Raw genomic sequence first — 22,168 nt, 5'->3', positions numbered from 1 at the left:
AATAAAAGAACACCAAACACGAAAAGAAACATGGAGGCGTTATAGTATGGCTCAGAAAAAAATTGCAATGGATATTAGCACAAAGGCTAATTATATTGTCATTACCTTTACTGGTGATTTGGAATATGGGGTAATCGAGGATATTAAAAAGGATCTTCAAGCTTTGAAATTAGAAACTAAGCACGGCTACATTATCGATATGCAAAAAGTAACGAATATTGATAGTACAGGCTTTGGTATGATTGTCAATTTTGCCAAGAAAGTTTCTGTTAATGAAAAAAGAATTGCCATTATTGTCGTTGATGACTTCATCCTTAACTTATTTGCTATTTCCCAATGTGATAAAATATTCCCAATTGCGAAAAGCGAGGATGAAGCGAAGCAAATCATCAAAGAAGGCTGGTCTGGCGAGTTATCGCTAAGTGAATATTAATATACACAAAGGGCGTATTCAAATGAATGAGTACGCCCTTTTTAATTTAAAATTTTAGCAGCATATTTAACATGACAACACTAATGACAATCGGCACTACAATTAACATTAACAAGCGGTATGTCCTAAAATACCCTTGCCCCATTTGACTGCCTATCAGTAATTCTTTTTTGACAAATTCCTTATCAACCACATAAGCAATAAAAATGGCAATCAATAAATTACCTAATGGCAACATTAAATTTGACACTAAAAAATCTGTTGCATCAAAAACTGTTTTTCCAAAAATCGATACATCTGCTAATAGACTTGATGATAAAGCTGATGGAATGGCAGCGATAAATACAACCACACCGAGTAACAATGTCAATGCAGAACGTGACATCTGACATTTTTCAATAAATGCCGCTACTATTATTTCATATAAACTAAAGGACGATGTCAGTGTAGCAAATAAAAACAGCAATAAAAACATCGCTAAAAATATTTCACCAAATGGCATTTGACTAAAAGCTGTTGGCAGCACCATAAATAATAACCCTGGTCCAGATGCAGGCTCTAAATCAAAGGCAAAGACAACAGGAAAAATTGCTAGACCAGCAAAAAATGACACAAGCACAGTTAGTATCACCACTGATCCTGCCGAATTCGGTAAGCTAACATCTTTTTTCAAATACGAGCTATACGTCACAAGGCATGAAAATCCGACGGCCAAGCCAAAGAATGATTGTCCTAAAGCCTCTAACAACGCCTTTCCTGTAATATGTGTAAAGTCGGGCCACAAGAAGAACTTAACCCCCTCCATGGCTCCATCTAACGTTAACGCACGCACTACAAGTACAACGAACATTAAAAATAATAATGGCATCATCCACTTATTTGCTTTTTCAATTCCATTTTGCACACCAAGTGAGATAACAAGTACATTTGCCAGCGTAAACAATCCCAAGCCAAGCAGTGTAATCCAAGGCGTCCCTATAATGTTAGCAAATAGATCACTAGGGTTCACTGCGGGATCAATCACCGCTCCCGTCACACCAAGGCCGCTATAAACAAAAATCCAGCCTCCTACTACACTGTAAAAAGTTAATAGCAGAAAACAACCAAGCACACCCATACGGCCAACCCATGCCCAGCCCTGTTTCGTAGGTACAACTTTTTTATACGCTGTTACAGCCTCTGACTGTGTACCACGTCCTAAAATATATTCTGATAATAGCATCGGCAAACCAATCAACAATGTAAATAACACAAAAATAAGGAAAAATGCACCACCACCACTTTGACCCGTGACATATGGCAGCTTCCATATTGCGCCTAGCCCAATTGCCGCTCCTGCCGATGCTAAAATAAATCCCAATTTACTGGACCACTGTCCGTTCTTTTGACTCATCTCTTCATACTCCTCAACATTCTAAACTCACACTTATTGTACATGAAATTAAGATTTCCGACTAGACAATCTCTAGTTGACCAGCAGAATATCTACTGTCTCGTGCTGTTATCCGTATTTTCGAGCTTTCTATCCTTCACTTTCGGCTTTCTATCCGTCATTCTAAGCTTGCATCCAGCGCTCCCAAAATCTCATAAAAAAACCTCGAGCATCTACACACTCGAGGTTCGATCTATTATTTTGTGCTATACATTTGACGTTGACGTTCAATCCATTTACGCATTGTAGTGAATAGTAATGCCATGATGGCCGTTAATAAAATACCTTTTACAATGTTGAACGGTAAAATACCCGCTACAATCATTGTATATAAAGAATCTCCAACGACTGGCTCCATGCCTAAGAAGTAAGTGTACATTGGTAAAAATATCGCATAGTTTAAAAGGCTCATACCTACTGCCATCACAATCGTTCCAGCAACTAACCCTCCGACAAGACCTGCAACTGTTTTAAAACGATTAAAGATAAACGTTACTGGTAATATAAATAGAATGCCTGTTGCAAAGTTTGCAAGGTGACCAACTGGTACGCCTGTTGGTGTGCCTGAGAAAATCCAGTCTAGGACATTTTTAAATAATTCTACTAAAATACCTGCTACTGGCCCCATCGTGATCGCCGCGATAAGTGCAGGCATGTCACTGAAATCCACCTCTAGAAACGCTGGAAATGGCGGAATTGGGAAATTAAAAAGCATTAGTAAAAACGAAATACTACTTAGCATACCAATCGTAATAAACGACTGAAGTTTGACATTTTTTTTCATTGTAAAGCTCTCTCCTCTTTGCTGATTCAATCTCGCAAGAAGAAAGGCAACGATACTATCAATTCCAGTTCACGAAAAAACCCCTATGCACAACTAGCATAAGGGAGAATAGGCAAGGTTAAAAAACGCCATTATTAGCTATTTTTTTGCGTTTACTGTGCAAAATCCACACTGAAAAAACGCTCGATTATAGCTAAAATTCGCAACATCGAATGACGATCGTACCTCCATCTTCTCCCATCCAGACTATAACTGTCGGCCTTGGAATTGCACCAAGTCAGCCATGCAAAAAAAGATTTGCACAGGTCGCGGGCTGAAGAATCTTGTAGTAAATCTTTCGAGCTATTGTATGTATGCTACAATAGCGATTTACGATTCTATTACCGCCGGTCGGGATTTTCACCCTGCCCCGAAGATGAATCAATATTATTTTATCTTACAGCTTTACTATAATGAATTATTAACAAAAAGTAAATACTTCTGCTTAAAAAATCCGATTAAGTTTGTCAGTATTAATGCAACACGTTGTTAATATGCCTATATCCCATTACTTCCAATGTTTTATTCTTACATAAAAAAACAGCTACCCTTTAAAGGATAGCTGTTCCGTCATTCCGGCATATATTGCTTATTTGCCCCTACTGGCATTGGTAAGTACTTTGTTAAATCAAAGCCCTCCCAACTGTCCTGTACAACATTATCTAAGCGCAATTTCTTATCGAAGCTCGCAGCCGTTAGCATCATTGCCTCGATTAGCTGTGTTGCACGAACTGCATCCATTGTCATTAGATCAAGTTCCACATCAAAAGTTACAACGACACCATCCGCTTCTTCCTTCACCGTATAATTCACATTTTCTGGTATTGCTGAAACATATACATCATCGTTTTTATGGCGCATGTCTGTAAGTGCCTCTGTTACGGTTGAAAACGTTTTACGGAAATCTGGCGATAAATACTCTGTGCCATTTGTTTCAGTATATACATAAAAATTATAATGTTCTCTTGGTATCAACGCCATTGGCTCACTTGGTTCACCCACTTGCGAAAACTCATAAGCCGTGCCATCTGCATTTTCAAAGGCAATTTCCTTATAATCAGAGTCTGAGAAAGTGTCCTTTAACGACCCTAGATACTTACTTACCGAGGCAGAAGCTATATCATAGGCATTTTTTTTAGGTAATACATGCACAAGTGTTTCGCCTTTTTCTTCCAACTCACCCTTATATGGATGGTAGTTTGTAAAGCCCATTGCTTCTTCATCTATTTGAGGAGCGTATTTTTCATACATTTGCAAAGATGTAGGCTTTTCCTTGCCAAAATCAGCTACAACGCGCTCATTCGGAATAATATACGTCATGGGTACACTCTCCGCTGCTTTTCCTCCGGCTAAACCAATGCGGAACACGACGGCATCTGTTAAGTCTTCTTCGTATACAGATGTTCGGAGCGACATCATCCGAGTATGTTCGGCAACGATACTGGAATCCATTACATTGTCACTACTTTCAATTTCCTTTGTAGCCCTATTTTCCGGCATGCTAGAAAACGTTGCACTATCAGGAGTTGCTTGATCTTTAGGCGAATCATTATTGTTAACAAACATGGACCCTGCTATTAAAGTCAGCACAAAAACAGCAGCAACACTCATAAATAGGGGTATTTTTTTATATTTACGTTTCGTTATCGGTAAATCTTTATTCTCTGCTTGTATAAAATCTTGTTTCTCGTTAACCTCATGCGTTGTTAGTTGGCTTTCAATTGGTCCTTGCACAGCCGCTTGAAGATGGCTATTGTCCTGCAAACGCGCATCTGCCAACAAACGTTGCAACACTTCGTCTTTCGAACGGTGGTCAGATAGCTTAGGGGCGTTGTTCAATACCTGTTCAAGTTGGTCTTCGTCAAACTGTTTATGAGTCATTGCCGTTTCGCCTCCTGTTCACTAACCGGTTGTAACTGTTGTCTTAAAAATTTAATGGCTCGATGCTGCGTCGTTTTTACTTTTGCTTCTGTCCAATCTAATATTTGCGCTGTTTCAGCAATTGATAAGTCTTGGAAGTAACGCATAATAATGACCATTTTTTGGTCGCCTGTACAGTTTTCAAGCGCTGATTCTACCTGTAAAAATTCATCACTGGCCTGTAGTAATTCTTCCGGTGATGGCGTGGTTGAATGTAATTGTTCCGTTTCCCAGTCAAAAAAATCAAGTGAATGTTTTTGGCGTACTGCCTGCTTTCTAAAATGGTCGATGGCTACGTTTTTTGCAATAGCAAATAACCATGTCTTCTCACTGCTATTCCCTGCAAAGTTATCATATGAGCGCAGCACACGAACATACACTTCATGCGCTAAATCCTCAGCAAGTGTACGGTTTTTCACTAAATAAATTAGGAACTGGAACACGTCTTGATGGTATGCATCGTATAGTCGATGGAACACGGAGTCATTCAAAGCACTCCACCCCCGTTCTTATAGTATTTGTCGTCTAACCTTCAAAGAAGTTACACTTTATCTATCTTTACATCGCAATTTTACTGTTTCACTATAATAAATCATTAGTCGTCGTTACACATACACGACTATGTGTGATCGCCTACGTTGTCATGTAGCGTAAAAAAGTTAATCGAATGGTAAATAAAACGTGAACGTCGTACCTTTTTTTAAGACACTATCGACCATAATATTTCCGGAATGTGCCTTGACGATATTTCGGGCAATAGCAAGCCCAAGACCTGTGCCACCTTTCGATCGCGTACGTGCTTTATCTGCTTTATAGAAGCGTTCAAAGACATATGGCAAATCATCCTGAGGAATGCCATGTCCTGTATCCTGTACAGAAATCTTGGCAAAGGTTGGTTCCTTCTCCACTGTCACGATCACTGATCCTTCATCCGTATGACGCAGTGCATTATCAACTAAGTTGGTTAACACTTGCTCAATACGGTCTTCATCTATGCTTATTATCGCATCATCATTAAATTCACTATCGAAAATTAGTTGCACATGCTTTTCCTTTGCGACTTGCGCGAATTTTTGTGTAATACGCTCGAATGTAGAGTTAATCGGTAACTCATCTTTGTAGAGCGTCATATGTCCAGATTCCATACGGGCAAGATCCAATAAGTCCGTAACTAGGCGTCCCATCCGCTTGGATTCATCGTAAATGATTTTAGTAATTTCATTGCGTTCTTCTTGATCTTGAATGAAATCATCCATCAAGGCTTCAGAGTAGCCTTGGAGCATCGCAATTGGCGTGCGTAACTCATGCGACACATTGGCAATAAAATCAGATCGGAGCTTTTCTAGACGATGCTGCTCTGTCATATCCCGAATAACAGCCACCGCTCCACGTATCAATTCCCCACTATAGAGCGGGCTAATCGTGAACGTGTAATAATTTCCATCCATTTCAATTTCCTCTTCAAGCTTATCTTCAAACATCAGTACATGATCAAGCATATGATACAGTTCTGGTGGAATAGGCTTTGTACTTTGTGAACCCTTATTGACAAACCATTTTTGCATTAAACGCTCAGCTGGTGGATTGCTCAGTAATATTGTACGATCACGATTAAATGTAATAACAGCATCAGTCATCGAAGTCAGTATATTCGACAACTGCTCGTTTTCTTGATTGATAACCTCTAAATTGTGTTTCAGCTGCCGCCCCATTTGGTTAAAGGCAACTGCAAGCTGACCGATTTCATCATTTTGTGTGGTAGGCATTTTCGCTTCGAAGTTTCCTTTGGAAATTTCAAAGGCTAATTCACGCATTTTACGCAATGGCGAAGTAATACGTGAAGATAGGAAAAATGCAAAGAATGTCGTTAACACAAAGGCTATAAAAGCCGCTAAAAAGACAATTTTCGTCGTCTCTTTCGATGTTTTATGTAGTGCATCTGGACTTTGATAAATAAAGACCGCACCATGTACTTCATTTTCCACGTTTAAAGGGAAGCCGAGTACGACATACGATTCCATTTTATCTTTGTCTGTTGAGGACGGCATCATCATTTCCTTAATGACAGGTTCATCTGATTGAAAAATTTCATGGAACGTTTTATTGGCCAAAATCGTATCTTGGATTTCTTTTTTATTGACGCCTTCTTGCATCGCAAATGACACTTCTACATGGCTAGTTGCAATAAGTGCGTTCGTACTATCTGGTAAAATATCTGTTAATAATTCCGAAGTGGTTTCTGCCGTTTCATTATCATCTACAATACTTGCAACTGTTGCAGCTGTTTGACGCAGCGAGATTTCTGCCTGCTGCATATGATAATTTTGAAGAAATTCGAGCATTAAAACCGTGAAAACAAATAATACAAATGAAACGAGAAGCAATATGGTTACCCATAGCTTCCCGACAACACTATTCCATATTCTATTCATTGACAACCTCAAATTTGTAGCCCACGCCCCAAACCGTGACAATCATTTTTGCAGCGTTTTCTGATACACGATTGAGCTTTTCACGTAAACGTTTTACGTGTGTATCGACTGTACGTAGGTCCCCAAAGAAATCATAGTGCCAAACCTCTTTTAGCAATTGTTCACGGTCAAATACTTTGTCTGGAGATTTTGCTAGGAAATACAGTAATTCATACTCTTTCGGTGTTAAATTCACTTCAATGCCCTCTGCCGTTACACGGTGTGCATCATGATCGATCATTAAGTGTTGGAATACAACCAAATCTTTTGAAGTAGATGTACTCGTTGTAGGTGAGAATGCTTGTGATCGGCGTAAAATAGCCTTCACACGCAGAACAACCTCACGAGGACTAAATGGTTTTACAATATAATCATCTGCACCAAGCTCGAAACCTTGTACGCGATTCGCTTCCTCGCCCTTTGCAGTTAATAAAATAATTGGTGTTGCAGCACGCTCGCGGATTTCAGCACACACTTCAAGCCCGTCTTTTTCAGGCATCATAATATCAAGTAAAATACAGTGATACTCTTTTTCTAAAGATTTCTCGATCGCTTCTTCACCATTCTCTGCTTCGTCAACTAGGTATCCTTCACGCTCTAAATACATTTTTAATAAGCGGCGAATACGATCCTCATCGTCTACTACTAATACTGAAATATTTTCTGACACTGTCACGATCCCTCTCTTCCAATCTTTCTCTACCCTCTATTGTACATGGTACTTTACGTCTTGAAAAGAAAAGAAAGCCCTTTCGCTGCGGCGAAAAGGCTTTTCGTTTCACATTTACGCGTAGGAGTGTAAACCGGCAAGAATTAAGTTAACGGCAATTAGGTTAAATAAAATAATACCGAAACCAATTAATGCCAACCAGGCAGATCTTTCACCTTCCCAGCCTTTTGATAGACGTAGGTGTAGGAATGCTGCATAGAATAACCATGTAATAAGCGCCCATACTTCTTTCGGGTCCCAGCCCCAGAAGCGACTCCATGCAATTTGCGCCCAAATCATCGCAAAGATTAGTGCCCCTAACGTGAATACTGGGAAACCAATTAACACCGAGCGGTAACCTATTTCATCTAGTAATTGTAAGTTTACTCGTTTTACGAGCGGTTGGAATATCGCACTAATTCGTCGACGTGCAATTAAACGAATTAGTAAGTATAGTATAGAACCTACTAACAATGACCATACAACCGTTGTTAATTTTTTAGCATTGATAATGCCAGGCATTTCTACTAATGGTGACATACCATGTTCTTCTACTGCCTTATAATCATTCATGCCGAAAATAGGCGGCATATTGTAAATAATTTGACGGTCTTTTCCTTCTTTATCGACATACGTATATGTTGACTCGTAATCCATTGCACTGAATGTTGATGTCACAAGGACAAAGCCAACAACAATGATAATGCAATACATAACTGCTTCTAGCCAGAAGCGTTGCTTTGAAGCTTTTTTCACATCAACCACTTTTAATAAATAAATAAGCCCTGCAACTGCACTGATTGCTAAAATCGATTGTCCTAACGCAGCTGTAATCACGTGAATTGTGAGCCAGTGACTTTGCAATGATGGTACTAATGGACTTACTTCATTCGGGAACATCGCGGCATAGGCAATGATTAACAATGCCACAGGTAATGCCACCAAACCAAGAGCCGTCATACGATAAATAAAGTAAATTAATATGAATGCTGCCACGATGAACATCCCAAAGGCAGTCGTAAATTCAAACATATTACTAACAGGCGCATGCCCTGTATGAATCCAACGGGTAATAAAATAGCTAAGCTGTGAAAGGAATCCAATTATTGTTACGACAATCGCGAGCTTGCCCCATTTATCAGTGTTATTGCCTGTAGCATTCGATTGTTTAATCGCACCACCGAACAGTAATGTTGCTACGAGGTAGGCAATAAATGCAACAAATAATAGGTTTCCACTTAAGTCAATCAAACTCATAAGGTGTTGTCACCTTCCTTTTCTTTAATGCCACTATCCGTGGACTCTTGGCCTTCTTCTTCTGTCTTCTCTAACTGATCTTTATATTGTGGTAGACCAGCAAAGGCAGTCACGGCATCTAAATCTTTTTTCATGCTAAACATATTTTTATTAACGTGGGCAGCCATAATCACGCGACCATCTGGTTCCACCTGTAACCATAGACGACGGTGATTCCAATAAGACCCAATAGCTACACCAATCATGAAAATAATACCACCAATAAATAAAATAGGAATTGTGCGGTCTTTTCGAACAGTGAAACCAGACATATCGCGTGTTTCCACACCTTCAAATTTCATTTTATATTGGTTGTCACCGAGCGGTTCAATTGTATTTTTAATCGCAACAAAGCTTGTTTCGCCCTCTGGTGTTTCCGGTGTCGTCATCTTAAACAAAAATGCTGGGTTATTTGGAACAGATGTCGCTGTTTGCGGTACACCATCTTCAAAACCAGAGAAGTCTGGTGTGTAAAGTAGTAGTTTTACAGATGCACCATTTCCTAAATCGTACTCTTTTTCAGGATTAGTTAAATCAATTTCTACTTTACCAAGAGATTGCTCAGTGGCTTTATTCACTAATTGGAAATTCATTTGCTTCAATTCGTTTAGACGATAATCCATTTGATAGAGAGCAAATCCTTCTTCTTTTAATGGATGATTGACACGAATCGAATAATCTTTTACTTTTTCAAGATTTTCGGTATCTCCAGCAATAGCATTTTCATGTTGTTTGTATAACGTAATATCTGTTTGGAAGTTTTTCGCTACTACGTTAACCCCTTGCTTGACCTGTTCACCTTGTGGTGTATTATCATGTGTTTCTAAAATAAAATCCCGGTTTTCAATAAAATAACCGTCCATGCCAGTAACTGCACGTGTTTCACCTTCACGAACCCATATCGATTCATCGACATAGAAACCAGGGACTAAACGTAGCATAACCCCACCTAAAAAGACAATTAGGCCGACATGGTTTATGTACGGACCGTAACGAGAGAAACGACCTTTTTCTGCAAGTAGCGCACTGCCATCTCGCCGAACATTATATTTCATCTCAGTCATTTTCTTTTCAACCTTTTCCAGCGCCTCTTCAGGACTAGCTGTTACTTGTCCCTCTGCAACAATACGCTGACGCTTCATGAAACTTTCATGGCGTTTGACACGTTGATTCTTTAATGACTTATAAAGTGGTAAACCACGGTCTAGACTGGCAATAATGATGGATACACCAAGCATACCTACCAAAATTTGGAACCACCAAGAACTATATAAATCTGAAAGCCCTAATGCATAATAGACTTTACCGAATGTCCCATATACGTCCTCGTAATAAGCTTCTTTGTTAACATCCGAGGCACTTACGTAAAACTCTTGCGGTAGTAATGTTCCGATTGAAGCAGCAATCAATGTGATAATAATTAACGATATCCCAACTTTAACACTTGAGAAGAAATTCCAAATCTTATCAATAATCGATTTGTTGTAAGTTTTAGAGCGAATAGCGGTACCATCATAGCGCATATCGACAACTTTATTTTGCTTTTCTTCTTCTGTTAAAGGACGACCACATTTCTCACAGAGCTTCGTGCCGTACGGGTTACTATGACCACAAGCACAAGTGATATTTTCCATCGTCATTTACTCCTTATTCTGGCTTTACTAATTCCATGTAAGAAGCGATATTCGCCTCCGTCATTTCACCGGTAATAATTTTCGCTACCTTACCTTCCGGGTCAATCATAACGGTAGCTGGTAAATTTCCGACGTTATAAGCAGTCATAACGCTCTTCGTTTTGTCAATAACTACTGGAAATGATAATTCGTACTTATCAACAAAGTTCTGCACTTCGAAATCTGTTTGTGCAATGTTCACAGCTAATGTTTGTACACCTTGGTCTTTATAGATTTGGTATTGGTTATCCATTGCAGGCATTTCTTTTTCACAAGGTTTACACCAAGTTCCCCAGAAGTTTAAAAATACCCCTTGTCCTCTATAATCAGACAGTTTATGTTTCTCACCGTTTAAATCTACTAACGTGAAGTCTGGTGCTTCAGAGCCTACTGCTACTAACTCTACTTTCTCCTTTGTTGCCGTTCCGTATACTGTGTAACCAATCGCTAGCGCTAAAATTACTAAAATAATTGTTCGTGTTACGAGACGTTTCTTCTTTTTCTCCAAGCTAATAAACCTCCCTCTTCATTACCCCTCGGAGTAATTCTTGATGACGCTTTTGCTTTTGCACTGAAAAGCCTGCGTCCAGATGATTAATCCTTACCTGCCGCATTGCTTTCGGTACTGAAAGCAATTACTGCTGTCACAATTTTATGCCGAAACAAACATCTGTGACATTTGCGAGGCTTTAATTTATTCAGCGCTACCACTGAACGAAATTAAATAAGGTGTACTATTCTCACCTATTATAGCAAAATGATACAAATTCGCTTAGCTATTAATTATGAATGATTTATGAACGTTTACACCACAAAGAAAGTGAAAAACACACTATACGTATAGCGGTATGTTCACTTTCTGCATCAAATGTTCATTTAGCCGATTTGCCCAGTTTCAGCTAACACGCGCAGTTGCTTCACTTCATGCTTGGACAATTCACGATATTCTCCTGGTGTTAGGCCATAAAGATCTAAAAAGGCAAAGCGCTCACGTTTCAGCTTGACAACAGGTGTGCCGATTGCCTCGAACATGCGACGTACTTGTCGATTACGCCCTTCATGAATGGTAATTTCACAAATTGCTTTACCTGCTTGCTCGTCAAAAGAGGTCATACTCACTTTAGCCGGTGCTGTTTTGCCATCCTCTAACTTAATACCACGCTGTAGCTTTTTTAAGCCTTCAACTGTTGGCACACCTTTGACACGTGCAATATACGTTTTGTCAATTTTAAACTTAGGATGTGTCAGCATATAGGAAAATTCGCCATCATTTGTTAATAGCAATAACCCTGATGTATCATAATCAAGACGTCCTACTGGGAAGATACGTTGCGGCATATGCTTAAATAAATCTGTGACAGTTTTGCGTCCTTTATCATCCGTCACAGCAGAAATCGTACCACGTGGCTTATATAGTAAATAATATACTTTATCCTCTTTTTCAAGTTTTACGCCTTCAACCTCAATTGTATCTGAGTTAGCCACCTTTGTGCCAAGCTCACGTACCACAACACCGTTGACCTTAACTTTACCTTCTACTATCAATTGCTCTGCCTTACGCCTTGATGCAACACCTGCATAAGCAATGACTTTTTGTAATCTTTCCATTGTTTCACCTCTAGTTTGAATTCACCTTGGCATCCGCCAAAAACCTTAACTTTAATACATGTAAAGAACAAGGTTATTTTTCCCGTTAATCTGTGAAAATTATGTCATACTTTTGTTCATTATTAAAGGAAAACTAATTATACACAAGTAATACGAGTATTCGAAATAGTTTTTTATTTGCTGTTGTCCCTATGATTTAGACTTGTTCTTTATCCATATTCACTTCATTATTCTTCATTTATTTCTAATATACACTATTTTGAAGCTAGTAAATCGCATTCACAATATGCTTGTTTTTTTGTTGGTAAAAAAGGGGTTAACAAATAAATAGCATTAGAAAAACAGGACATTCCTTTATTCTAGGTTATCCACCCACATAAAAAACCCACCACTTCTGCAGCTTTTTAACATTATTCATTTTCATTAAACTTATTTTCAATGGTTAGTCCATCTTTACTCAATGCACTATTACTAGATTGTCTTGCTCTCGTTAAATTCACTGTCAACACATGCTCAATTGGAGCGCTAATGGGAAGATCAGTTTATCTAGTACGGTTACACCCTTTTTTCAACCCTCAAATAAACAAAAAAGCAGATCGCTTTTAACGATCCGCCGATTCTACAATTACGGGTGTTGCATAGATGCGTTCTTCACCGATAAAAATGGAAAGTACAGCTTCCTTTCTTTTTCTAGAAACTTGTAGTACTTGCCTTACCGCCTCTTTTTCCTCTTTCTTTAACTGCAAACGAATCGGTTGCTCTAAACGAATGGCCAGTTTATCGTTCACATTATATTTGCCCTTTTTTACTACGGTCTCGATGTTGTAATTTTGCCACACCGAATTGGCTAAACCACGGTGTACATTCCAATCATCTGACTCATTCAATGTCACAACAATACAGGTTTGCCCGTCCTTTTGAAAGGCGGTTGCAAGTGTGCGACCAGCTACCTTTGTAAAACCGGTCTTGCCAGCGAACGCTGTACCTGTTGCAGATTTCAGTGAACTTACAGGCTGCTCTGCCTCGTCATTTATTTCTGAAGCGACCCCTGAGCCTTCTCGTAATAAACGATGCTTATTTTCCCACAGCATGCCATTGACTGTATTTGCTCGATATAAGACTGTTGATGCAATTTTTTCAAACGATTTATTTTGAAGTGCCACTCGTAGCATTTCAGCTGTATCCCTCGCAGATGATAAGTGTTGATCATGATGTAAGCCCGACGGATTCATAAAAACTGTATTCGTGAGACCTGCAATCATAGCTCGCTCGTTCATTAAACGCACAAAACCTTCAACAGATCCACCTACATGCTCAGCTAATGCGGTTGCCGCATCATTGCCTGAGCGTAGCATTAAGCCATATAACAGTGTTTCTACCGTAACTGTTTCACCTGCTTGCAAGTAGATGGAGGAACCCTCAGCCATTGCAGCATTCGGTGATATTACTACCTCTTCTTGAAGGTCACTATTTTCTATAGCGACAAGTGCTGTCCAAATTTTCGTTAAGCTCGCAATGGGAAGTCGTGCATCACTATTTACACCATTTAAAACACGACCAGTATCACCATCCAAGACGACATGTCCGCTACCACCTCTTGCCAAGCCGTTTTCCGGAAAAATCAAGAATCCCAATAACAACATCAACACCATTAAACGTACTAACCGAAGCAACAAGCCACTCCTTATTAAATGATTTGAAAGTATTGTTTCTTATTATATTGTTTAGACCAAAACACCACCCGGGGTCGTAAAAAATTTACGCTTGAAAGCCGAAAATTCGCTCTCACTTCATGCGCTCAGAAAAATCTTCACATCTGGAACATTTTTTGCAGTCAACATTGATTGGGGATTGTTACTGGTCTTTTTCACATTTTTCTTACGTTACTTTACGCCACTAAATGTTTCTTGGAATTTTGTCATAAATAAATCGGTTTCTTGCTCTGTTTCACCTTGTTCCTCCTCTGGGAGTGGAGGCATTTCTTCAATACTATTTAATCCAAAGTAATTTAAGAACTCTTTTGTTGTGCCATATAAAATTGCACGCCCTGTTCCTTCTGAGCGGCCAACTTCTTTGACAAGCCCTCTTGAAGCAAGTGTTTGTAGTGGTCTTTCACATTTTACACCGCGTAAATCCTCAATGGCCACACGTGTAATCGGCTGCTTATATGCCACAATCGCCAATACCTCAAGTGAAGCTTGGGACAATGATTGCGCTGTTGGATTCTCTACTAATCTTTGAATGGTATCTGCGAGCTCATGTTTTGTCGTTAACTGATATACCCCGGCAATTTCTTTTATCGTAATGCCTCTCGTCAAATCTTCGTCATATGTTGTACACAATGATTCCATTGTTTGTGCGACAAGTTCTTCCGCTTCACTCAATAAGTGCGCTAATTGCTTTATGGTTAAACCATCATCTCCCACGACAAATAATAAAGCTTCAATTCTATTTTGTAGCATTATTGTTTTCGTCATCATCCCATTCCTCCTTCTGTAATGTAACCGTTAGTTCTTCAAAATTACCGTCTTGCTGTACGATTACCACTTGGCGTTTCATCAGCTCAAGAAGTGATAAAAACGTCAAAATAAGCGTTGGCTTATCCTCATAGGGGAAAAGTTCGAAAAATGATGCACGTCCACCCGTCGAACGTAATGAATGAACAACAGAACGCATTTGATCCCTGACTGAACGCTCTTGTCTAGCAACTGTTGTCTTCAGTGGCTTTTTTAATTTTTTTCTTCGCATCAGCTTTTGAAAAGCCCCAAGCATATCATAAATATTGACGTTCAAATCAAATAATGCCATTTGCTCATCTGAAGCTAAGCCAGATAAGTCTGCTGGTGGTCGCGTAAACACTTGTGCCCGATCTGACTCAAGTTCTTGCAAGTTGCTTGCTGCCTCTTTATATTTCTTATATTCTATTAATCGCTGTACTAGTTCTTCACGAGGGTCAGGTCCGTCAACTTCTAGTTCGGCATCCTCTAGCTCTCCTTCATGAATTGGTAACAACATACGGCTTTTAATGGCCAAAAGTGTCGCAGCCATCACTAAGTATTCACTCGCCTCATTTAATTCCAGTACCTGCATAGCATGTATATGGTCGATATATTGTTGTGTAATTTCAGCCATTGGAATATCATAGATATCAATTTCCAATCTGTGAATTAAATGCAATAATAAATCAAGAGGCCCCGAAAAGGCTTCTAATTTTACTTCATAAGACATTGTTTACCACCCTGACATTCTATCAATTACGCTTTCAAGTAGTTGTCGTCGCTTTCTGTGCAAAAATTACTTCGACATTAGTTGGAAGCTTCAATTTTATGCAATATGTGGCTAAAAACCAACTGCATAAAGTTAAGTTCACGTTTTAGTATAGTGGAAAGGAGTTCAAAATGCATCCACAGCATCATACTTTATTTATCGACTACTGTGCCTATTTCAATGGCAATGCGGATTATTTCGAGTGCCATGAAGTGTTAGAGGAGTACTGGAAAGACATTGCTCCGGGTGATAAAAACCATCCACTTGTTGGTTATGTACAGCTCGCAACAGGCCTCTATCATTGGAGACGTGGTAATTTTACAGGCGCAGTTCGTATCTTGCAAAAAGCACTCGCTAATTTTCAATACAATGTGGACCATGCCTTTTTAACAGAAATGGACTACGAAAAACTACTCACACTTCTAAAGGATACGATATGTGCTATTCAAATAGGCAAGTCCTTTCAAGCTTTTCAACTACCGATGACACCAGCATTGCAAGAACTAACGGCCGTCCGAATACAATTTTTACCAACAAGTAGTTACGACTATCTTCTTCATAAACATATGCTTCGTGATCGCTCACATATTCTTGCGGAGCGACAAGAAAGTAAACAAAGAAAAAGCAGACGTTAACACTCGTCTGCATTTTTTTCTTTTAAAATAGAAGTATCTAAAGGAAACCGTTGCTTTCCGCTACGGCGGACGCTTTTCGCGGGCACGGCTTCAGTCTCCTCGTCGCTACGCTCCTGCGGGGCCTTCAGCTCATGCTTTTCCCGCAGAAGTCGCCGCCTGCGCTCCAGAGGCACAATGTTAAGAAGAGCTGAATCAAGACCGGGTGCACCATGGAAAGAAACCTTTTTCACCAGAGTAGTTTGAAAAAGAAGAAATGAAAGAAATCAAGGTGAGTACGACTGGCCCTGAGAGTGGCTACTATGTATATACGTTGGACAACCTTTTGAGGGATTTAAAAAATTGTCCATGCAGCTGATGCTTACTTCCGCTACCATGGATTTGAAGAAGCTAGCTAATTGGACATGGCAAAGTCCAAAAATGGCGAAAAATAGTTGTAGCATACTACTCTTGTTAATAGGGGCTATTTGGTACGAATATTTCTGATAAAATATCAAAAGGTATTCGGAATGTGATCATTCCCGAATACCTTTTGTCGTCAATCTGAGCAGACGTTAACACTCGTCTGCTTTTTCATCGATACATTGTATACATTTTTGAACAAATTCACGTGTTTCATCAGTTGCGCGCACATTTTCGTATTGGCCAAGGTCTGCCACTTCTTGTAGCATTTCCTTCGCCACACCCTCTCCTCTGTAAGAAGGGATTACGGAAACATGCTGAATTGTTGCAGTATCTTCGTCTATTACAAGACCAACGATACCAACATACTCATCATTCTTTTTCCACAAATATAACACCCAATGATCATCATTTTCATATGATTGGATTGTCTCTGTGAGCTTTTTTATGTCTTTTTCGTTAGGCATAAACGAGAGTAGCCCCATCGCTATTTTCTCGAAAGCTTTTTTATATCGAATTAACATATTTGTCTATTCCCTCTTTTTCTAGCTGTACATAATCTTTGACTATCCTACACGATTTGTACTTTTACCGCAAGTCAATTTCTGTCTTACGAACCAGGTCCGAGAATACCTTTTGAAGCTAACACCCAATAAACAACGCCCCATAACAAAATAAAAGTTGAAATGGATGCAAGTAATACCCATTTATTTTTTCTCAAATTCTACTCACCCTTTTTTAACGTTAGCGGGAGGTCGTTTTGTACAATATCTTCATAACTTTCACGTTTGATGGCTAATTGATGCTCGCCATCTTCAGCAAACACCACCGCTGGACGTGGAACACGATTGTAGTTACTCGCCATTGAGTACCCATACGCGCCTGTACAGAAGATTGCTAGTACATCACCTGAAGCTGCCTCTTGCAGTTTAGCATCGATAATCAATTTATCACCTGACTCACATAGCTTCCCAGCAACTGTGTACGTCTCACTCTTCGGTGCATTTGCCTTACCGGCAATGACCGCTTCATATTTCGCATCATATAGTGCTGGACGAATATTGTCACTCATCCCACCATCGACCGCAATATATTTGCGCACATCTGGTACTGTTTTTTGTGAACCGATTGTATAAAGTGATGTCCCTGCATCGCCAACAAGGGAACGACCTGGCTCAATCCAAATTTCTGGCATGGTAAGACCAAGTACAGTTGCTTTGTTTTTAACAACTGTAATCATATCCTCTACATATACTTGTGGCTCAAGCGGTGCATCTTCTTCTGTGTAACGAATACCAAAGCCCCCACCTAAGTTTAACACAGTACAAGTAAAATCGTGAGTCTTGTGCCAATCAGAAATTTTATCGATTAATTTTTCACCTGCTAAGCCAAAGCCAGCTGTATCGAAAATTTGAGAGCCTATATGGCAGTGTAAGCCCAGCAGCTCTAAGTATTCATGGTTAAATGTTTGCTGGAATGCATCATCTGCTTGACCATTATTTAAGTCAAACCCAAATTTAGAATCCGCCTGTCCTGTTGTAATGAAATCATGAGTATGCGCCTCAACACCTGGAGTAACACGCAATAAAATACGTATTTTTTGCTGACGGCGCTCTGAAATTTCTTTTAAAAGCTCGATTTCGTAGAAGTTATCTACTACGATACAACCAATGTTTGCGTCAAAGGCAAGTTCTAATTCGGCAATGCTTTTATTATTACCGTGGAAATGTATGCGCTCAGCTGGGAATCCAGCTTTTAAAGCAGTAAATAATTCCCCTCCTGAGACAACATCCAATGACAGATTCTCCTGTGCCGCTAACTGATACACAGCCACACATGCAAATGCTTTTGAAGCATAAGCTACTTCTGCTTTTACGCCTAGTTTTTTAAACGTATCTATAAAGCCGCGAGCACGCTTACGAATAAGCGCTGTATCGTACACAAATAGTGGTGTACCGTATTGTTTCGCAAGCTCTAGTGTGTCTACCTGTCCGATTGTTAAATGACCGTCTTCAGAAATCGCTTGTGTTCCATATAAATGCATGTGCATCTCTCCCTTTTCACATCGTTCCATCCTGTGATCTACGGCCTTAGCGTCATTGCCTCCACATTACGAACTGTGCTTGCACAATACATAATATATGCTGAAACTTCGCCTGCGCACGCAAAAAACATCTATTGAAAAAAGATAATTTTTGCAAAAATCACAAAATACTATATGTGAACTTTATCACATGGAAAAAACGAGCGCAACGGCTCCTATGACCTTTTTCGCTGTTTGGAAGCAACTACATAAGGCCTTAGTGCATCGGCTGTCATCGGGAAACGGACAAGAACCCGAAGCATTGCATTTGGGAAGAACGGGATTAGTGGCCATAAATACGGCGCTTGTAATGGACGCAGTGAACATAAATACGTAAATAAAATAAATAATCCAATAAAGAGACCATCTGCACCCCAAATACCTGTCATTATTAATAACACTAGCCTAAAGAGCTTGATGGAAATACTTAGCTCGTATGACGGTATTATAAACGTAAGAATTGCGGCTACTGCTGTATACAACACAACTTCCGCAGAAAAAAGTCCTACATCAATCGCAATTTGTCCAATAATTACACCCGCAACCAAACCCATCGCAGTGGATAACGGAGACGGGGTGTGAATGGCGGCCATCCTCAAGAATTCAATCCCAATATCCGCAATAAGTACTTGCAGTAAAATTGGAACATGAGACTTTTCCTGAGCACCTAAAAATGATAGCGTTTCAGGCAATAAAGATTCATTAGTTGCAAATAAATACCATAAGGGCAATAATAATAATCCCATTATCGTCCCGAAATAACGCATAAACCGAACAAATGTCCCAACGGCAGGCGCCTGCCTATATTCCTCAGCATGCTGTAATAAATGAAAAACTGTTGCAGGCACTAAAATAACAGAAGGTGAGGTATCCACTAAAATAGCCACATGTCCTTCAAGTAAGTGGGCTGCTGCAATGTCAGGACGTTCCGTATAACGGACAAATGGCACAGGATGGAACTTTTGCTTAAATAGCCACTCCTCTAATGATTTATCAGCCATTGTGAGTCCATCATGATTAATTTGTCCGAGGCGCTGTCGTAATTTATCGAGCATCTCATCATTCGCAATATCCTTCATAAACGCCAGTGCAACATCGGTTTGACCAATCTTGGATATTTTATGTAGCTCGAAACGTAAATTACTATTACGGATTCGTCGACGAATCAAAGCAGTATTTTGTGAAATCCCTTCAGTAAAGCCATCCCTTGAACCACGTATAACCTTTTCATTATCAGGTTCCTCTGGTGAACGCCCCGGATAATTACGCAGTTCAGCAACATAACAATAACCACTTTTCGTTATAAATGTTACTTGCCCACTTAAAATGGCCAGTAAGTAAGCTTTGCGCTCTGTTTCCTCCGAACGGCCATGAAAATTGAAGTAAGCTTCAAAATATTCCTGCTCATCTTCAATATCTACCTCTTCATCGGGCAACATACTCGAGAGTAATTGCGTTAAGGCCTCTCCGTCCACAAGACCACTTATATAGGCACAAAGGACCGGTAAATCCTTGACAAATAAATGCTTGATGCCTACGTCAAAAGATTCACCGTCCCCAAACTGATCTTTAAGAAAATTTTCGGCTTCTTCTAAGCTGTTAAATAGTTTATTTGTCATGCTGTCACCATTTTCTTAGATGTCTTTTTTTACTACCTGCTCCTCGACTGTCGCACTTGTGGCCATCCAGCTCTTTAATTGGGCTAGTATCTTTTTCTCTAAACGTGATACTTGCACTTGCGAAATGCCTAGCCTGTTTGCTATTTCCGTTTGTGTACAATCGGAAAAATATCGCAAATAAATGATGGATTGCTCTCTTGGATCAAGTCGTGTGAGCACCTCTTTTAGTGGTATATAGTCAAACGGCTGCTCAGATTTTTCATCTTTCATTTGGTCCATTAGGGTGATGGAATCCCCTTCACTCTCATACAATTGCTCATGTAAGGAAGCGGGATCCCTTAGGGCATCAGACGCTGTCACAATTTCTTCCGCTGTGACATCAAGCACCTGTGCCAATTCCTGAATGGTCGGTGGATGTTCATTGTTTTTGATAAATTCATCGGTTGCATGGCGAATTTTAAAGTTGAGTTCCCGTATAGAACGGCTAACCTTTACCATGCCATCATCCCTTAGAAAACGCTGAATTTCCCCGATGATCATCGGTACCGCATATGTTGAAAACTTCACATCATACGATAAATCGAATTTATCCACCGACTTCATGAGCCCTATGCAGCCAATTTGAAATAAATCCTCGAGCTCTACGCCCCTTGTAGTAAAGCGTTGAACAATGGACCACACAAGCCTCGTATTCCCTTCAATCATGCGTTTACGAGCCTCATGATCGCCCTGCTGTGAAAGCGCAATTAACTCACGCATTTCTTCCTGTGACAATAGCTTATCGGACGACTGTTCTAGTGGCTTCATGTTAGCATCCTCACATGACCGCTGTGCGAACCGAGTAAAATTTCTTCGTAAACGTTACAGTTGTGCCCTCTTGCCACTTAGACATTACTGTCAATTGATCCGAAAAACTATCCATAATTGTAAAGCCCATACCTGAACGCTCCATCGCGCTTTTCGTTGTAAACAACGGCTCCATCGCACGACTTACATCCTCGATGCCCATTCCATTATCCATAACAGACACGGTTACAATATCATCCTCACGTTTTGCATGAACTGTAACAACGCCTCTACCATCCTCTTCATAACCGTGAATTATGGCATTAGAAACAGCCTCCGAGACAACCGTTTTAAATTCCGATAGCTCATCAATCGTCGGATCTAATTGTGCGATAAAGCCTGTCACAGCCACGCGTGCCAAGCCTTCGTTTTCACTAATTGCTAAAAAAGTTAATGTCATTTCGTTATCCATTTACAATCCCCCTAACTCGCTCAATTGCCTCTTCTTCGGTTGCATCCATCATCCACGGACCTAAGCCAGAAAACTGGAATACTTTTCGCATTGTCGGCGATGGATTCAATAATATCGTTCGTCCTGCGACAGCCTCTAACTCACGCATTCGACCCAGCACTAAGCCGACTCCCGAACTATCCATAAAGGACAGTCCTTGTAAGTTCCAAATGATAGTCGATACAGCACCTTGAAAAATTGCTGATGAAATTTTTGCTCGAATTTGTTCTACTGCATGATGATCGAGCTCCCCATATAAACGTATAACTACTGTCTCTCTTGTTACCATTTCAATTTGAAAATGCATGAACATCGCCTCCTCCTCGTGCAATTCTACGTTCTATGCGGTGAATCCTTGCACCTGACAGAACTAGTGCAAAGTCTTCCGAAATAGTGTCAAATCGACATACTTATGGCTTTTTAGGTTAAATGCAGTATGGGACAAATGAAGATATTTTAAACGTAGGCCACACTTTTTGCAGGAATACTGGTTTTACGGTTAG

The 22,168-nt window shown here is 39.9% G+C and carries 21 protein-coding genes and 1 riboswitch; of the genes, 2 read left to right on the top strand and 19 right to left on the bottom strand.

The genetic code is table 11. The features are described 5' to 3' along the window. Positions 1 to 46 precede the first annotated feature (46 nt). Positions 47 to 433, top strand: a complete 387-nt coding sequence (locus C9J31_RS06660; protein WP_107949721.1) for an STAS domain-containing protein — start codon at positions 47 to 49, stop codon at positions 431 to 433. A 46-nt stretch (positions 434 to 479) separates the two neighbouring features. On the opposite strand, the gene C9J31_RS06655 is transcribed toward C9J31_RS06660, so the two are convergent. The 13 genes from C9J31_RS06655 to C9J31_RS06595 all read right to left on the bottom strand — a co-directional run bounded on the left by C9J31_RS06655 (position 480) and on the right by C9J31_RS06595 (position 15,593). Then, a complete protein-coding gene (locus C9J31_RS06655) occupies positions 480 to 1,826 on the bottom strand; it encodes a sodium-dependent transporter (RefSeq protein WP_107949723.1) in 1,347 nt (448 codons plus the stop codon). A 235-nt stretch (positions 1,827 to 2,061) separates the two neighbouring features. Then, entirely contained in the window at positions 2,062 to 2,649 is a 588-nt protein-coding gene (locus tag C9J31_RS06650; RefSeq protein ID WP_054767205.1) for an ECF transporter S component, read from the bottom strand. Positions 2,650 to 2,874: 225 nt separating this feature from the next. Further along, positions 2,875 to 3,070, bottom strand: a riboswitch (FMN riboswitch). Between the two features lie 188 nt (positions 3,071 to 3,258). Beyond that, positions 3,259 to 4,569: an RNA polymerase subunit sigma gene (locus C9J31_RS06645; RefSeq protein ID WP_107949725.1), complete on the bottom strand. Its 1,311-nt coding sequence runs from the start codon at positions 4,567 to 4,569 to the stop codon at positions 3,259 to 3,261. Continuing rightward, positions 4,566 to 5,099, bottom strand: coding sequence for an RNA polymerase sigma factor SigX (gene sigX, locus C9J31_RS06640; RefSeq protein WP_107922933.1), 534 nt, complete (start codon positions 5,097 to 5,099; stop codon positions 4,566 to 4,568). Before sigX ends, C9J31_RS06645 begins: the two co-directional genes overlap by 4 nt. A 168-nt stretch (positions 5,100 to 5,267) precedes the next feature. Next, on the bottom strand, positions 5,268 to 7,040 hold the full coding sequence (locus C9J31_RS06635; RefSeq protein ID WP_107922934.1) for an ATP-binding protein: 1,773 nt from the start codon (positions 7,038 to 7,040) through the stop codon (positions 5,268 to 5,270). Further along, on the bottom strand, positions 7,033 to 7,749 hold the full coding sequence (locus C9J31_RS06630) for a response regulator transcription factor (protein ID WP_107923287.1): 717 nt from the start codon (positions 7,747 to 7,749) through the stop codon (positions 7,033 to 7,035). The genes C9J31_RS06635 and C9J31_RS06630 overlap by 8 nt, the downstream gene beginning before the upstream one ends. A gap of 114 nt (positions 7,750 to 7,863) precedes the next feature. Then, positions 7,864 to 9,045 carry a c-type cytochrome biogenesis protein CcsB gene (gene ccsB / locus C9J31_RS06625; RefSeq protein ID WP_107949727.1) on the bottom strand — a complete coding sequence of 394 codons (1,182 nt, stop codon included), beginning with the start codon at positions 9,043 to 9,045 and terminating at the stop codon, positions 7,864 to 7,866. Beyond that, a complete protein-coding gene (resB, locus tag C9J31_RS06620) occupies positions 9,042 to 10,718 on the bottom strand; it encodes a cytochrome c biogenesis protein ResB (protein ID WP_107949729.1) in 1,677 nt (558 codons plus the stop codon). Before resB ends, ccsB begins: the two co-directional genes overlap by 4 nt. Positions 10,719 to 10,731: 13 nt before the next feature. After that, on the bottom strand, positions 10,732 to 11,265 hold the full coding sequence (gene resA / locus C9J31_RS06615) for a thiol-disulfide oxidoreductase ResA (protein ID WP_107949731.1): 534 nt from the start codon (positions 11,263 to 11,265) through the stop codon (positions 10,732 to 10,734). A 368-nt stretch (positions 11,266 to 11,633) separates the two neighbouring features. Then, positions 11,634 to 12,365, bottom strand: a complete 732-nt coding sequence (locus C9J31_RS06610) for a pseudouridine synthase (protein WP_107949733.1) — start codon at positions 12,363 to 12,365, stop codon at positions 11,634 to 11,636. A 602-nt stretch (positions 12,366 to 12,967) separates the two neighbouring features. After that, entirely contained in the window at positions 12,968 to 14,038 is a 1,071-nt protein-coding gene (locus C9J31_RS06605; RefSeq protein ID WP_107949735.1) for a D-alanyl-D-alanine carboxypeptidase family protein, read from the bottom strand. A gap of 210 nt (positions 14,039 to 14,248) precedes the next feature. Further along, positions 14,249 to 14,842 (bottom strand): SMC-Scp complex subunit ScpB, encoded by a 594-nt coding sequence (gene scpB / locus C9J31_RS06600; protein ID WP_107949737.1) that lies wholly within the window; start codon positions 14,840 to 14,842, stop codon positions 14,249 to 14,251. Further along, the gene (locus tag C9J31_RS06595) at positions 14,814 to 15,593 is read right to left on the bottom strand and encodes a segregation/condensation protein A (RefSeq protein WP_107922939.1); all 780 of its coding nucleotides are present in this window, start codon (positions 15,591 to 15,593) and stop codon (positions 14,814 to 14,816) included. Before C9J31_RS06595 ends, scpB begins: the two co-directional genes overlap by 29 nt. A gap of 170 nt (positions 15,594 to 15,763) precedes the next feature. Here C9J31_RS06595 and C9J31_RS06590 point away from each other — a divergent pair, with 170 nt between their 5' ends. Continuing rightward, complete coding sequence (locus C9J31_RS06590; RefSeq protein WP_107949739.1) at positions 15,764 to 16,267, top strand: DUF309 domain-containing protein; 504 nt, start codon at positions 15,764 to 15,766, stop codon at positions 16,265 to 16,267. A 551-nt stretch (positions 16,268 to 16,818) separates the two neighbouring features. Here the strand turns inward: C9J31_RS06590 and C9J31_RS06585 are convergent. From C9J31_RS06585 to spoIIAA, 6 genes are all read right to left on the bottom strand, one after another. Beyond that, entirely contained in the window at positions 16,819 to 17,190 is a 372-nt protein-coding gene (locus C9J31_RS06585; protein ID WP_107922941.1) for a GNAT family N-acetyltransferase, read from the bottom strand. Between the two features lie 200 nt (positions 17,191 to 17,390). After that, complete coding sequence (lysA, locus tag C9J31_RS06580; protein ID WP_107949741.1) at positions 17,391 to 18,710, bottom strand: diaminopimelate decarboxylase; 1,320 nt, start codon at positions 18,708 to 18,710, stop codon at positions 17,391 to 17,393. Positions 18,711 to 18,925: 215 nt separating this feature from the next. Further along, the gene (locus C9J31_RS06575) at positions 18,926 to 20,368 is read right to left on the bottom strand and encodes a spore germination protein (RefSeq protein ID WP_107922943.1); all 1,443 of its coding nucleotides are present in this window, start codon (positions 20,366 to 20,368) and stop codon (positions 18,926 to 18,928) included. Between the two features lie 15 nt (positions 20,369 to 20,383). After that, a complete protein-coding gene (gene sigF / locus C9J31_RS06570; RefSeq protein WP_107922944.1) occupies positions 20,384 to 21,175 on the bottom strand; it encodes an RNA polymerase sporulation sigma factor SigF in 792 nt (263 codons plus the stop codon). A gap of 10 nt (positions 21,176 to 21,185) precedes the next feature. Next, positions 21,186 to 21,626 carry an anti-sigma F factor gene (spoIIAB, locus tag C9J31_RS06565; RefSeq protein WP_107949743.1) on the bottom strand — a complete coding sequence of 147 codons (441 nt, stop codon included), beginning with the start codon at positions 21,624 to 21,626 and terminating at the stop codon, positions 21,186 to 21,188. After that, positions 21,619 to 21,972, bottom strand: a complete 354-nt coding sequence (gene spoIIAA, locus C9J31_RS06560) for an anti-sigma F factor antagonist (RefSeq protein WP_054767201.1) — start codon at positions 21,970 to 21,972, stop codon at positions 21,619 to 21,621. The genes spoIIAB and spoIIAA overlap by 8 nt, the downstream gene beginning before the upstream one ends. Positions 21,973 to 22,168: the final 196 nt, after the last annotated feature.

This window comes from Lysinibacillus parviboronicapiens (assembly GCF_003049605.2).
Classification (GTDB): Bacteria; Bacillota; Bacilli; order Bacillales_A; family Planococcaceae; genus Lysinibacillus; species Lysinibacillus parviboronicapiens.
This window is presented reverse-complemented; position numbering and strand designations above follow the sequence as displayed.

Coding starts and splice junctions, on each gene's coding strand:
- C9J31_RS06660 (WP_107949721.1), top strand. CDS start 47: ATGGCTCAGAAAAAAATTGCAATGGATATTAGCACAAAGGCTAATTAT.
- ccsB (WP_107949727.1), bottom strand. CDS start 9,045: ATGAGTTTGATTGACTTAAGTGGAAACCTATTATTTGTTGCATTTATT.
- sigF (WP_107922944.1), bottom strand. CDS start 21,175: ATGAAGCCACTAGAACAGTCGTCCGATAAGCTATTGTCACAGGAAGAA.
- C9J31_RS06635 (WP_107922934.1), bottom strand. CDS start 7,040: ATGAATAGAATATGGAATAGTGTTGTCGGGAAGCTATGGGTAACCATA.
- C9J31_RS06655 (WP_107949723.1), bottom strand. CDS start 1,826: ATGAGTCAAAAGAACGGACAGTGGTCCAGTAAATTGGGATTTATTTTA.
- lysA (WP_107949741.1), bottom strand. CDS start 18,710: ATGCATTTATATGGAACACAAGCGATTTCTGAAGACGGTCATTTAACA.
- scpB (WP_107949737.1), bottom strand. CDS start 14,842: ATGACGAAAACAATAATGCTACAAAATAGAATTGAAGCTTTATTATTT.
- C9J31_RS06575 (WP_107922943.1), bottom strand. CDS start 20,368: ATGACAAATAAACTATTTAACAGCTTAGAAGAAGCCGAAAATTTTCTT.
- C9J31_RS06645 (WP_107949725.1), bottom strand. CDS start 4,569: ATGACTCATAAACAGTTTGACGAAGACCAACTTGAACAGGTATTGAAC.
- C9J31_RS06610 (WP_107949733.1), bottom strand. CDS start 12,365: ATGGAAAGATTACAAAAAGTCATTGCTTATGCAGGTGTTGCATCAAGG.
- spoIIAB (WP_107949743.1), bottom strand. CDS start 21,626: ATGGATAACGAAATGACATTAACTTTTTTAGCAATTAGTGAAAACGAA.
- C9J31_RS06585 (WP_107922941.1), bottom strand. CDS start 17,190: ATGTTAATTCGATATAAAAAAGCTTTCGAGAAAATAGCGATGGGGCTA.
- resB (WP_107949729.1), bottom strand. CDS start 10,718: ATGGAAAATATCACTTGTGCTTGTGGTCATAGTAACCCGTACGGCACG.
- C9J31_RS06595 (WP_107922939.1), bottom strand. CDS start 15,593: ATGTCTTATGAAGTAAAATTAGAAGCCTTTTCGGGGCCTCTTGATTTA.
- spoIIAA (WP_054767201.1), bottom strand. CDS start 21,972: ATGCATTTTCAAATTGAAATGGTAACAAGAGAGACAGTAGTTATACGT.
- C9J31_RS06650 (WP_054767205.1), bottom strand. CDS start 2,649: ATGAAAAAAAATGTCAAACTTCAGTCGTTTATTACGATTGGTATGCTA.
- C9J31_RS06590 (WP_107949739.1), top strand. CDS start 15,764: ATGCATCCACAGCATCATACTTTATTTATCGACTACTGTGCCTATTTC.